The 12,757-nt window shown below is 71.1% G+C and carries 13 protein-coding genes; all 13 read left to right on the plus strand.

Going from position 1 to position 12,757, the window contains the following annotated elements; all coding sequences use genetic code 11:
• Positions 1–97: 97 nt before the first annotated feature.
• A complete protein-coding gene (locus ACIBVP_RS32920) occupies positions 98–424 on the plus strand; it encodes a hypothetical protein (RefSeq protein WP_396110309.1) in 327 nt (108 codons plus the stop codon).
• Positions 425–580: 156 nt separating this feature from the next.
• The gene (locus tag ACIBVP_RS32925) at positions 581–1,174 is read left to right on the plus strand and encodes a hypothetical protein (RefSeq protein ID WP_396110310.1); all 594 of its coding nucleotides are present in this window, start codon (positions 581–583) and stop codon (positions 1,172–1,174) included.
• Positions 1,171–1,992: a hypothetical protein gene (locus ACIBVP_RS32930; protein ID WP_396110311.1), complete on the plus strand. Its 822-nt coding sequence runs from the start codon at positions 1,171–1,173 to the stop codon at positions 1,990–1,992. Before ACIBVP_RS32925 ends, ACIBVP_RS32930 begins: the two co-directional genes overlap by 4 nt.
• Complete coding sequence (locus tag ACIBVP_RS32935) at positions 1,989–2,456, plus strand: HNH endonuclease signature motif containing protein (RefSeq protein ID WP_396110312.1); 468 nt, start codon at positions 1,989–1,991, stop codon at positions 2,454–2,456. The genes ACIBVP_RS32930 and ACIBVP_RS32935 overlap by 4 nt, the downstream gene beginning before the upstream one ends.
• Positions 2,453–2,644, plus strand: a complete 192-nt coding sequence (locus ACIBVP_RS32940; RefSeq protein WP_396110314.1) for a hypothetical protein — start codon at positions 2,453–2,455, stop codon at positions 2,642–2,644. Before ACIBVP_RS32935 ends, ACIBVP_RS32940 begins: the two co-directional genes overlap by 4 nt.
• Positions 2,645–2,735: 91 nt before the next feature.
• Complete coding sequence (locus ACIBVP_RS32945) at positions 2,736–3,467, plus strand: hypothetical protein (RefSeq protein ID WP_396110315.1); 732 nt, start codon at positions 2,736–2,738, stop codon at positions 3,465–3,467.
• A gap of 71 nt (positions 3,468–3,538) precedes the next feature.
• Positions 3,539–3,835 (plus strand): hypothetical protein, encoded by a 297-nt coding sequence (locus ACIBVP_RS32950; protein WP_396110316.1) that lies wholly within the window; start codon positions 3,539–3,541, stop codon positions 3,833–3,835.
• Positions 3,832–5,613, plus strand: a complete 1,782-nt coding sequence (locus ACIBVP_RS32955) for a DEAD/DEAH box helicase (RefSeq protein WP_396110317.1) — start codon at positions 3,832–3,834, stop codon at positions 5,611–5,613. The genes ACIBVP_RS32950 and ACIBVP_RS32955 overlap by 4 nt, the downstream gene beginning before the upstream one ends.
• A 97-nt stretch (positions 5,614–5,710) precedes the next feature.
• A complete protein-coding gene (locus tag ACIBVP_RS32960; RefSeq protein WP_396110318.1) occupies positions 5,711–6,181 on the plus strand; it encodes a hypothetical protein in 471 nt (156 codons plus the stop codon).
• Between the two features lie 109 nt (positions 6,182–6,290).
• On the plus strand, positions 6,291–6,866 hold the full coding sequence (locus ACIBVP_RS32965) for a hypothetical protein (protein WP_396110319.1): 576 nt from the start codon (positions 6,291–6,293) through the stop codon (positions 6,864–6,866).
• Positions 6,863–7,915: a DNA cytosine methyltransferase gene (locus ACIBVP_RS32970; protein ID WP_396110320.1), complete on the plus strand. Its 1,053-nt coding sequence runs from the start codon at positions 6,863–6,865 to the stop codon at positions 7,913–7,915. Before ACIBVP_RS32965 ends, ACIBVP_RS32970 begins: the two co-directional genes overlap by 4 nt.
• A gap of 35 nt (positions 7,916–7,950) precedes the next feature.
• The gene (locus ACIBVP_RS32975; RefSeq protein ID WP_396110321.1) at positions 7,951–11,295 is read left to right on the plus strand and encodes a phage/plasmid primase, P4 family; all 3,345 of its coding nucleotides are present in this window, start codon (positions 7,951–7,953) and stop codon (positions 11,293–11,295) included.
• Positions 11,285–12,754 (plus strand): DNA polymerase, encoded by a 1,470-nt coding sequence (locus ACIBVP_RS32980; protein WP_396110322.1) that lies wholly within the window; start codon positions 11,285–11,287, stop codon positions 12,752–12,754. Before ACIBVP_RS32975 ends, ACIBVP_RS32980 begins: the two co-directional genes overlap by 11 nt.
• Positions 12,755–12,757 lie beyond the last annotated feature (3 nt).

Here is a 12,757-nt window from a genome sequence, read left to right on the forward strand (position 1 = left end):
GGTGCTCGGACGGCTGGTGCCACTGCCGTGCCCCGGCCCACCGCCCTGAAGGGACCAACCCGGACGGACGTGAGTACATCGTAATCGAGGAGCAGCCGTGAAGCGCATCGCCATCGCCGTCGGGGGCTTCGTCCTCGGGTACGCCTACGCGTTCGTGTCGGCCCTCGTCGCGAGCAAGGGCGGGGCCAAGGACAAGGTCACCCTGCCGCACCCGCCCGGCACCTGCGCCTCGGACTGCCCGTGGCCGGACGGCACGCACCCGCACCAGTTGATCAGCCTGAAGGACGCGGCGGCCCGGTTCGGCATCAACCTCGACGGCTCGGACAGGCACGACGTGCTGCCGACGGACGACGAGATCGACGTGCCGCCCTGGGTGACGAGCCTCGCCTACCGCTCGGACGCGGACTGGGATCGGAATGGCTGAGCCCGGCGAGCACCCCCTGACCCGGCCCATCTACGACGCCCTCCGGCAGCGCGGAACCGCCCCGCCCCTGCCGCGCGCCTACGGCCTCCGCCTCGTGAGCGAGGTGCTCCGGGCCGTCGAACACCACCGTCTACTTGAGACCACAAAGGACAAGACATGACCGACTTCAGACCCGGGGACCGGGTGCGGGTGAGCTACGAGGCCGAGTACCTGCGCGCGCACCGAACGCAGGACGGCTGCCACGAGGTACGGGTGCCGGACGACACGAACACCCGCGTGACCTTGCGGTCGGCCACCGTCGAGCTGATCGAGCGGGCCGACGACCCGAGCAAGGACCCGGTGGGGACGATCCGCCGACACCCAAAGTGCGGCCCGTACATCAGGATGGACTACACCACCGCTAACCCGTGGCTCGGCTTCAACGGGCTGTGCTCCTGGAACGACCACGAGGGCATGGTCGGGTCGGAGGTCGTCGGGGCCGTGCCGGACACCCCGGCCGCCGAGAAGCAGGCCGAGCAGGAGCGTCCGCTGTGGACCGGCGACGGCAGCGAGGAGCCGCCCGAGTACGTGACCAAGGTGCGCTGGTCGCGGTACGACCCGGAAGCCAACGGCACCCCGTTCGCAGGGCGCGCTGAGGACGGCCGCTGGTTCTGGATGTACGAGGCCGACGAGTCGCCAACGCGCGGCAGCTACACCTTCGCCCAGTTGGCCGAGATCTTCGGAGGCGCGTACACCGAGGTCCGTGCGTGACGGAGATCTCCGTGGCCGACGCCATGTCCTCCGGGCCCCGGCCCAAGCCCCTGCGCGGCAACACCGCCTGGGCGGACCGCTACGCCGGGGAGCTGCGGGACATGGTCGTCAGCCACGCCCGCCGTGCGCCGCGGTCCGTGCAGCGCCACCTCGGGCCGTCGGAACTGGGCTTGGCCTGTGACCGGCAGGTCGTCGGGAAGATGGCCGGGCAGGCCAGCACCAACCACATCCACGACCCCTGGGCCTCGATCATGGGCACCGCCGGGCACGCCTGGATGGAGACCGCCCTGCACGACTTCAACCAGTCGGTGGGCCTGCGGTGGCTGCCCGAACGGCAGGTCACCGACCCGAACCTCCCGGACAACCCCGGCACCGGCGACGCCTACGACGGCTGGCAGCGGATCGTCGCGGACTGGAAGTTCCTCGGCCGCACCACCCTCGACAAGGTCCGCCGCGACGGCCCGCCGCAAAAGTACCGCGTGCAGCTCAAGATCTACGGGGCCGGATTCGCGGCGCTGGGCCTGCCCGTCGAGCGGGTCGTGCTCGTCGCCTTCCCCCGCACCGAGGCCACCCTGGACAAGCTCTACGTCTGGGAGCAGGAGTGGCGGGCCAACGACCCCGAGCTGCTCTGGGTGTACGAACGCACGCCCGTCCGCGCCCAGCTCGCCCAAGCCGTCACCTCGGGGGCCCTCGACCTCATGCAGGTCCCGGCCACCCCGTCCGACGACGACTGCCACTTCTGCCCCTTCTACCGCAGTGACGCCACCGAGGCAGGCTACGGGTGTCCAGGGACCAAGCTGTTAAGGGGGTCTCGGTGAAGACACCGGCGGAGGTACGTCACGGACAAACAGTCACGCCCGGCCCAAACGCCTGCTGGTTGTGGACGGGCGGGCTAGATCCGGCGGGGTACGCGCGGTTTCGCGACGACACAGGGCGGAAGGTCTACGTACATCGGTGGGCCTACGAGCACTACGTCGGGCCGGTACCGGAGGGTCTTGTCCTGGACCACCTCTGCCGCATCCGCCACTGCTCGAACCCGGCGCACCTGGAGGCAGTCACCCAGGACGAGAACATGCGCCGAGGTGCGCACGCCACGAAAACGCACTGCAAGCACGGCCACCCGATGTCCGAGGTCCTCCAGTACAAGGACGGCCCAAGGCGCGTGTGCCGGACGTGCAAGCGGGCGTCTGCCAGAGCCAGCTACCTGGCCCGCAAGAACCGACCCGAAGCCATGGCCGGGGGCTACGGCTGCCCCGGCACGAAGATGAGGAGCGCGGCATGACCCGCAACGAACTCGACCAGAAGCTCCGCAAGCAGCGCGGATACGGCCTCGGCGAACGCAACCCGGCCACCCTGTGCACCCGCGACGGCGGGGAGACCTACGACACCCACGTCCGACAGAGCGCGTACTGGGCCCGTCTCCGCAAGATCGTGTCCGGCCCGGCCGGTTTGGTCGGCCTGAAGTACTGACCCCCCGCCCCGGGGACAACTCCATACCGCACCGACCCGCCCACACCAGGCGGGCTTTTTCATGCCCACCAACAGGAAGAGATCAGACACAGTGGACCTCTCGAACCTCACCCCCGAGCAGCTCGCCACCATCCAGGCCGTGCTCACGGCTCAGCCGCAGGCCCCGACCAACGCCGGTGTGGCGGCCAACGTCACCCCCGCAGCGCCGACCGCCGAGCCCGCCCCGACCGTCGAGGTGTCCGTCGGCGACGTCCTCGGCAGCTCGGCGTACGGCCCGGCGCTGTTCGCCAAGGAAGACCCGATCGGCACCAGCTTCACCGGTGTCGTGGCCCAGCCGACGCGGGCCGTACAGCTGCGCGACTTCACCACCAAGGCCCCGCTGTTCTTCGACGACGGCCGCCCGAAGCCACAGCTGATCATCGGCCTGGACGTGCCGGTGTCCGAGCGTCACCCCGAGGGCCGCGCCACCTGGTACGCCAAGGGCAAGGACATACCGGAGATCAACAAGGCGATGACGGCGGCCGGCGTGCCCACCGAGGTCATCAAGCAGGGCCTCGAGGTCGGGGCGACGATCACCGTCACCTACGCCCGGGACCAGAAGAACCCGCGCTACCCGAACGCCAACCCGTCGAAGATCCGCGAGGTCGTGTACGTCCGGCCCGGCACGACCCCGCCGCCCGCGGCACCGACCGCACCGGCCCAGCCGGCGGCCCCGGTCACCCCCGCACCGGCCGTCGCGCAGGCCCCGGCAGCCAACGCCCCCAGCCCGGAGGTCGCGGCGCTGCTGGCCCAGCTGCAGGCCGGGCAGACCCCGGCGGCCTGACCCCACCCCGGAAGCCCCGTCCTCGGCAGTACGTCGGGGGCGGGGCTTTCCCCTACCGGAAGGACACGACCGTGAGCGACCAACACGCCCCGCCGTGGGTGGCTGCGGTGCTGCCCGAGGAGATCGGAAGGCAGCGCACGGCGAGCTGGCCGGACTTCCACCCCGAGGACTTCTGCCACCGGTGCGGGCGGCGCAACCCGGTCTGGTACGTCGATGCGGAGCTGTGGAACAAAGGTACGGCGGAGCGTCGGGCAACAACAGGCTTCGACTCCGTGCTGTGCCCATCCTGCTTCGTCGAGATGTACGAACGGAAGACCGGACAGCAACCTCTCTGGCGCGTTGACCCCTGCGGTCTGGAGACCGCGTGAGGCCCGACGTCTACGGCGACCTGTCCGCCGACGGCTCGTCCATCATCCTCGTACCCGGGTCCGGCGACGTGCACGCCCTCCGCGAGCGGGAGCTGGCGCTGCTGACCCCACTCGTCAAGCTCACCACCCCGCCCGTCGGGCTGACCCTGCCGCTGTCCTGGCCCGCCGTCGTGCAGCTGGCCGAGACCTACGGCAGCCGGTTAAAGCCCCAGGGGCGGCTCGTCGAGTGGATTCAGGCCGAGGCGTTCAAGCGGGCCAACCCCGTCGGCAACGAGCCGATCATGTACCGGCTGCTGTCCCTGCCGGACGGCCTGAAGCCCCGGCCCTACCAGTACTCAGGTGCCCGGCTGATCGCGGCGGTGGGCAAGGTCCTGATCACTGACGAGCCGGGTACGGGCAAGACCATCACCACGATCCTCGGACTGCTCAGCCGGGACCAGGACGTCGAGCTGCGCACCTTCCCGGCCGTCGTCGTCTGCCCGGCGTCCGTCGTGGACAGCTGGGTCAAGGCGTGGCAGACCTGGGCCCCGCACCTGACCGCCCTCGCCTGGCGCGGCACCCCGGCGAAGCGGCGCAAGCTGGCCGGGATCGCGGACGTCTACGTCGCCAGCTACGACACCGCGCGCATCGACATCGGCACGGCGGCCAAGCCCGGCCCGCTTACCGACCTCGCACCGGCGGCCGTGGTCGTCGACGAGTGCCACCTCATCAAGAGCCCCGACGCCGCGCGCAGCAAGGCAATCCGCCGCCTGGCGGCCGGAGCCGAGACCGTCGTCGCGCTGTCCGGCACACCCATCACCCACAACCCCGGCGACCTCTGGCCGACGCTGGTCTGCCTGGAACCCACCGCCTGGCCGTCCCGCGAGCGCTGGGTCAACCGGTACTGCACCGTCGTCCCCGGCGACTACTCCGACACCATCATCGGGCTGAAGCCCGGCCAGCCGGAGAACGAGTTCCGCACCGCGCTGCTCGGCGCGCACCGGCGCGTGGCGAAGGCCGACGTGCTCGACCAGCTGCCGCCCAAGGTCTACTCGGTGCGGACCGTCGAGCTGCCGGAGATCAACCGCAAGCGGTACGCCGCGATGGAGCGGGACATGCTCGCCGAGCTCGACGACGGCCAGGAGCTGTCGGCCTTCTCCGTGCTCACGCAGCTCAACTTCCTCTCGGCCCTGTCCTGTGCGGATGCCGACGTCGAGGTCACGACGAGCGTGGACGAGGAGACCGGCGAGGAGAAGCAGCACTACCACGCCGTGCTCAAGGCCCCGAGCTGGAAGGTCGACGCGCTGCTCGAAGTGCTGGAGGAGCGGCCCGGCTCACCCGTCGTCGCGTTCGCGCAGTCCCGGCAGCTGATGACCCTGGCCGGGCACGCGGCCGAGAAGGCGGGCTACAAGGTCGGGTACATCGTCGGCGGGCAGACCCCGGCGCGGCGCACCGAGAACGTCGACGCCTTCCAGCGAGGCGAGCTGGACCTGATCTGCGTGACCACCCAGGCCGGCGGCGTCGGCATCACCCTGACCGCGGCGAGCACGGCGGTGTTCTTGCAGCGCCCCTGGTCCCTCGTGGACGCCCTCCAGGCCGAGGACCGCCTGCACCGCATCGGGGCCGAGCAGCACGACTGCATCGAGATCATCGACGTGGTCGCGGCCAACACCATCGACAGCCGGGTCCGCGAGGCGCTGAGGGAAAAAGGTCAGCAGCTCTCCGACCTGGTCCAGGACCCCCGCATCGTCAGCGAGCTACTCGGCGGTGCGTCCACTTCAGACAGGAGAGCAGCATGAAGTACATCCGGACGCGCTGGTACCTGATCGGCCTGATGCTCGGCTCGGTCAACGGGACCCTCATCACCCAGGCGTTCTGGGGCGTGGGGATCTTCTCGTGATCCGCGTCCTCGGTATCGACCCCGGCGGGACCACGGGGCTGGCGGTGCTCGACTTCCCGGACGTCTACCCCGTCGGCGAGGAGTTCGGTCAGCTGCCCCCGGACCGAGTGCTGCAGCTCGTGCTGTGGTGGCTACGGGATGCCGGGCACCGGGTCAACCTCGTCGCTATCGAGAAGTTCGTCGTATCCCGGCGCTCCGGCCGCAGCTCGACCGCGCAGGCAGGCGAGCAGGCCCGGCTGATCATCGGCGGGGTAGCCCAGCTCTGCCAGCAGCACGGCGTCCGGCTCGTCCAGCGCCCGGCCGGGGTCGTCAAACCCTGGGCGACCGACCGGCGGCTCGACGCGGCGGGCCTGCTCGCACCCACCCGAGGCATGGGCCACGCCCGCGACGCCGCCCGGCACGCCCTCTACGCGGCCGTCCGAGACCTGCGGCTGCCCGATCCACTGTCCACGAAGGAGAGAACGTGACCGACTACCCCGCGTGGCTGGACTTCGTCCTGTTCATGTGCCTCGGCTACACCGTGTCGGACGTCACCGGGAAGGTGCTCGGCATCGTCCTGGACCGCAAGGAGGACGCGTGAAGATCGTCGGACTGACCGGCAAGAAGCGCAGCGGCAAGGACACCGCGGCGACGGCCCTCGTCGAGCAGCGCGGGTTCGTGCGCGTCGGGTTCGCGGACGCCGTGAAGGACCTGGCGCTGCGGGTGAACCCCCAGATCCTGAACGCCCCGGGGCCGTACGGACGGCTGTCGTGGGCGGTCAAGCACTACGGCTGGGAGATGACCAAGAACACCCCCGAGGTGCGGCGGTTCCTTCAGGAGCTGGGCATCGGCGTGCGGGACATTGAGGACGATTTCTGGCTCAGTGCATGGACCCGCGCCCTGGTCCGGAAGCACCCGCAGGCACAGCACGTGGTCGTACCTGACGTCCGCTTCGCTAACGAGGCTGAGGCACTGCGGTCCGACTTCTGGGTACGAGGCGACGCACTCCTGATCCGCATCGAGCGGCCCGACCTCGCCGACGACGGCGACCGGCACGTCTCCGAGACCGAGATGGACCGCATCGAGCCGGACCTCACGATCGTCAACGACGGCACCGCGGCGGACCTCCGGGCGAAGGTGCTCGCGGCCTACGACGAGTGGGTGGGCGCGTGAAGATCGGCTCCCTATGCACCGGGTACGGCGGGCTGGACATGGCCGCGCGCAACGTCTTCGGCGGTCAGCTCGCGTGGGTGTCGGACATCGAGCCCGGCCCGATCACGCTCCTGGAGCACCACCACCCCGGCGTGCCGAACCTCGGAGACCTCAAGGTCATCGACTGGTCGGCCGTCGAACCTGTCGACATCCTCACGGCCGGCTACCCGTGCCAGCCGTTCAGCAACGCGGGACTCCGGAAGGGAACCGATGACCCCCGACACATCTGGCCCTACATCGCCTACGGCATCGACCGACTCCGGCCCCGAATCGTGGTACTCGAAAACGTTGGGGCCCACCTCAAGCGCGGCTTCCGAGTCGTGGCCGCAGACCTTGCCGCGCTCGGGTACCGCGTCGCGTGGACACTGCTCCGTGCTTCCGACGTCGGTGCCGCCCACCGGCGGGAGCGACTGTTCATCGTTGCTGCCGACACCTCACGCGAACATGACGACTGGCCCGGGAACGTCCGGCCGGGACGGTGGGCTGAACATCCAGACGGCGGTGGCCCGGCTGGTGGGCTGAGCCTGCTTCCGACACCGACAGCCAGAGACTGGAAGGGCAGGAACCAACGGGACGACGAGACCTGCCTCCCCGGCGCGGTCTTCCCCCTCCTGCCGACGCCGACCGTCGGGAACGTCACGGGCGGCAACCTGACCCGGAGCGGGGCACGATCGGACGAACCCCTTCTGCCTGGCGTGGTGGCGCAGGCGACGCAAGGCGAGGCCGTCGACTGGCAGGAGTACGAGCCGGCCATCCGCCGGTGGGAGTCCGTGCTCGGGCGTCCGGCCCCGTACCCGGCGACCCGCGGCCCACGCGGCGGCGTGAAGGTGGCCCCCGCCTTCGGCGAGTGGCTGATGGGCCTGCCCGCCGGGTGGATCTCCGAGGTCCCCGGGCTGTCCATCAACGAGCAACTCAAGCTCGTCGGGAACGGCGTGGTGCCGCAGCAGGCAGAGCACGCGATTCGGTGGCTTGTCGACCAGATCGCGACAGCCCAGGCCGCCGCGGCCTGACCGTCCAACCCCGACAACTACACAGAGGAGCACGCGTGGGCGTGTACAGCGATGCCTTGGTGCCCTACGTGCAGGCCGGCTGGCCGTGCGTGCTGCCGGTGCCGAGCACGACCAAGCACCCGCCACCCGTCGGGTACACCGGGGCCGAGGGAGCCGACCCCACCCCCGAGCAGTACGCCGCGTGGCACGCCGCCTTGCCGAACCACTCCGTCGCGCTGCGCATGCCGGACGGGGTCATCGGCATCGACGTCGACCACTACGACAAGGGTGAGGTCCGCAAGCGCGGAGGCGACCACATCGCGGAGCTCGAGGAGCGGCTCGGCCCGCTGCCGCCCACCTGGGTCAGCTCGGCCCGCCCGGCGCCGTCCGGCATTCGCTTCTACCGCGTCCCGGCAGGGCGGTACCGGACCAAGCTGTCGGACTCCATCGAGATCATCCAGCGGCACCACCGGTACGCCGTCGTCGCGCCGAGCGAGCACGCCACGGCTGACCACGACTACGCCTGGTTCCAGGAGACGACGGTCGAGCCCCGGGTGTCAACGCGGTGGCCGGACGAGGTGCCGTCGATCAGTGATCTGGCCGTGCTGCCCGAAGCGTGGGTCGAGCACCTCCGCGAGGGGGCGACCGAGGCGGGCCCGGCGTCGGCGGCTGTCGGCGCGGGACAGGCCCTGCTGGCCGAGCTGGAGGACGACGACCGCGAGCCCTGCGCCGAGGTCTACAGCGCGCGGCTCAAGGCCCTGGAGATGATGCGGGCGGCCGACTCCGGCTCCCGGCACGACACCGCCACCGAGCGCGTCCACCACCTCGTCATGCTCGGCGCGGCCGGTCACCCCGGGGTCGGTCCGGTGCTCGCCGAGCTGGCCGAGGTCTGGGCCGTCGAGATCGCGGCGGGGGAGGGCCGGGAGGACGAGCACGCCCGCCGGGCGCTCACCTCCGCGCGCAAGGCCGTCACGGAGTTCGGGCCGCGCCAGGTACCGGCTGACCCTTGCCTGCTCGCCTCGGCGGTCGAGGTGGCGGCGCCCGCGGCGGAGTACGACAGGGTGAACGGGTCCCTCACCGACGAGGAAGCCGAGTACTGGTACGACCTGGACGACGACGGTACCGAGCCCGCAAGGCTGTGGTCGGTCCGCGAGGTCATCGGCACCCACGCCTTCGACCCGCAGGCCGGTCTCGACCTCACCCTCGCGCAGACCGTGCTCGAGCGGGTGGCCCCGGCGGTGCGCTACGCCGAGGACGCCGAGTCCTGGCTGCGCCGCGGGCCGGAGCTGTGGGAGCTGGCGGGTAAGGAGTACGCCGCCACGATCGTCACGCAGGTGGCGCAGCTCATGCCCGCGGGCAACCCCGATGGCGAGGGCGACGAGAAGGCCCGCGCGGACCGGCGCAAGCGATTCATGACCTCGGCGTCGGCCGGCGCGATCGCCAAGCAGATGGTCGCCCTTGCCCGCGACCCGGGCAGCCCCATCCGCACACGCCTGGCAGACCTCGACGCCGAGCCGTGGGTGTTCTGGGCGGGCGGGCAGGCGTGGGACCTCCGAGGCACCGAGCTGTCCGAGCTGGACCTCGACCCCGGCACCCCGCACCTGCACGCCGCGGCACTCGCCCCGGAGTGGATCGAAACGCCGCACTGGGATGCCTACCTGGCGGCAGTCCTATCCGATCCGGAGCTGCGGGCCTGGACCCTGCGCGTGCTGTCCATCGGCCTGACCGGCTACCCGGACGCCGCGTTGCCGATCCTGCTGGGCGAGCCGGGCGTCGGCAAGACCTCCCTGGTCAAGCTGATCATGTCCGTGCTCGGGACCTACGCCCATGCGGCCGACCCCCGGCTGCTCGTCGACGGCAACAGCCACGCCTCCATCGTCTACGCCCTCAAGGGCCGCCGGCTGTCCTTCATCGACGAGGGGCCGCGGCGCGGGCGGTGGGCGACCGAGCGGCTCAAGCAGCTGACCGGCGGCGGCGAGCTGACCGGCAACCGCATGAGGGAGAACCCGATCACCTTCAGCCCGACCCACACCCTCGTGCTCACCGCCAACGACGAGCCCCAGCTCACCGACGAGGGCCTGCGGCGACGCGTCCGGCTCATCCCCTTCAGCGGTGACCCCGCGGAGGTACGGGAGCGCAGGGCGGCCCTCGGGCCCATCGGCGGCGCGGTCTGGCGCCGGGAAGCCCCGGGCATCCTGGCCCAGCTGATGCGCGAGGCGGGGCTGTGGCTGGCCGACCCGGACAGCGCCCTCACCGCGGCGGCGCCTGCGAGCGTGCGGGACCTCGCCGAGGAGATCAGCCGGGAGCAGGACACCGTGCGGACGTGGGTCGAGTCCGAGACCGAGCCGGACCGCGAGGGCATGCCCGCCATGCGGCTGTACGAGGCGTTCGCCGACTGGTGCAAGCGCCTGTCCATCCGGGACGTCCCGAGCCCGACGGCGTGGGGCCGGAAGCTGACCGACCTCGGCTACCCGTCCAAGCACGGCAAGGCAGCCCGCACCCGCCCGCTGCGGCTGTCCTACGGCGGCGGGGTGACAGTCGGCAGCTCGCTGCCTGTCGCCGATTCGGTAACGACGCCCGTGACCTCGCCGTTACTGGTCCGTGACCGGGGTGACGGGTTGGTGACGGGTTTGGTGACGGGTTTGACCCCCAACCCGTCACCCACGTTTCCGCAGGTAGACCATCGTGCTTCTGTAGGTGGTGACGGGTGTGACGGGTTTACTCCGGTATACCCAGAAATATCTACTACAACATCATCTACAGAAAATCAGGGGAAAGGGGAGTTTTCCTCAAACCCGTCACCGCGCGACAGAACGACGGCACCTTTGCGCAGGTCAGAGGGCGGTGACGGGTTGGCCGCTGAACCCGTCACCAAGATCGATGATCAGTCACAGGACGGTAACGTCGCAGGTAGACCACCGTCTCGGTCCCGCAAGGCGGCTCTGACCCCCGAGGAGAAGGCCGCCCGGACCGAGCAGGCGCGGGCCAAGCGCGCGGCGGCTGCCGAGGAGAAGCGGCTCGCCGCGGTGGCTGAGGCCAACGGCCGGGCGCTGACCCTGCCCGCGGTTGTGGACCGGGTGCCCGGCGGCGTGGCCGTGCGGGAGGAGCCCCTCTTCGAGGCGGCCCGACTGGTCGAGGTGGCGATGGTCCGGTCCGGCGGCCTGACGGTGGACATCGAGCACACCGGCTACCCGGTCGGCCACCGCCTGCACGCGCTGCGGACCATCCAGCTCGGCGACGCACTGACGACCGTGGTCTTCGACGGCGCCGACCCCGACCACCGGGCCGTGGCCCGCGCGTTGTTCGACCGGTGTGGCGAGCTGGGCCTGAAGCTGCACGCCCACTCGGCGACCGCCGACCTCATCCCCCTCGCACACGCAGGAGTCCTCGATGCAGCTTGAGCGCGCCTGGGAGCTGATGCACGACACGGTCATCCCGGCCAAGCTCGCCGACCCGCAGTCCACCGGCTCGGACCCCGGGCTCAAGGCGCTCTCCGGGGCGCTGCTCGGGGACCTGGCCACCGCACCGGCCGCTGACGCCGCCCGCAAGGCGCTGTTCAAGGCGGGCCGCTGGAACGAGTCGACGGGCTGGGCGCACGTCAGCCACCACCACGAGACGATGGTCCGCTACGACGCGAGCGACGTCCTGGACACCGCGGCGGTCGCGCTGAAGGTGCCCTGGCCCGAGCCGGAGGTACTCGAGCGGGAGCGGCTCGCCCAGCGGATGACCGCGCGGGTGGCGCACCGCGGCCTGCGGATCGACGGCGAGCACGTGGACCGGATGCTGACCAAGCACGAGTTCGAGCGCAACGTCGCCCGGGACCACGTGCAGGGCTTCGGGGTCGACAACCCCGGGTCGGCCAAGCAGGTCGGGGACCGGCTGATCGAGTTGGGCGCGACGCTGCCCGAGACCGGCACCGGCAAGCCGAGCGTGGCCGCCGAGGTGCTGGAGGGCATGCGGGAGACCGAGGGTCCTGCCGGTGAGCTGGTCCGCGCGGTGCTCGACTACCGCCACCACGACAAGGCCGTCTCCGCGTTCCTGGAGCCCTACCGGGACCTCGTGGTCAACGGCGACGGCCGCGCCCGCCCGACGGTCTACACGCTGGCCGCCGACACCGGGCGCATGTCCTGCGTGCGGCCCAACCTCCAGCAGGTCCCGCAGAAGGGCGGCTTCCGGGCGTGCATCACCGCCGACCCGGGGCACCTGCTCATCTCCGCGGACTTCTCGGGCGTCGAGACCCGGGTCGCCGCGGCGCTGAGCCAGGACGCCAACCTGATGCGCTACATCGCGGACGAGGACGCCGGGCTGTCCGACGGCCTGCACTGGGCCATCGCGCGGGAGGTCTGGGGCCCTGAGGCCACGAAGGCGGACCGCTACCGCGCCAAGCGGATCGTGTTCGGGCGGCTCTACGGCGGCGGGGTGCCGACCTTGGCCAAGCAGGCGGGGGTGTCCGAGAGCGTGGCCGCGTCCGCCGTGGACGTTATCGACGCCCTGACGCCTCAGCTGGCCGCCTGGTCCGAGCAGACCCGCAGGGAGATCCGGGCCGGGCAGACCCAGTTCCGCAGCTACTCGGGCCGGGTCATCCACCTGCCGCGCGAGTTCCCGCACAAGGGCCCCAACTTCAAGATCCAGGGCACGGCGCGGGAGCTGCTGGTGGACGTCTTCCCGCGGTGGCGGGACACGCAGTGGGGGGACTGCACGCTCCTGCCGATCCACGACGAGCTGATCGCGATGGTCCCGGAGGACGAGGCCGAAGAGGCGACCGCCACGCTGGTCCGGTGCATGGAGGCCGAGCTGTTCGGCGTGCGGATCGTGGTCGAGTCCGACCCGCCGAGCTTCGCCTGGCAGGACGCCGTCTAGGAG

The organism is Actinophytocola sp. NPDC049390, assembly GCF_044466355.1.
In the GTDB taxonomy this organism is placed as follows: Bacteria; Actinomycetota; Actinomycetes; order Mycobacteriales; family Pseudonocardiaceae; genus Actinophytocola.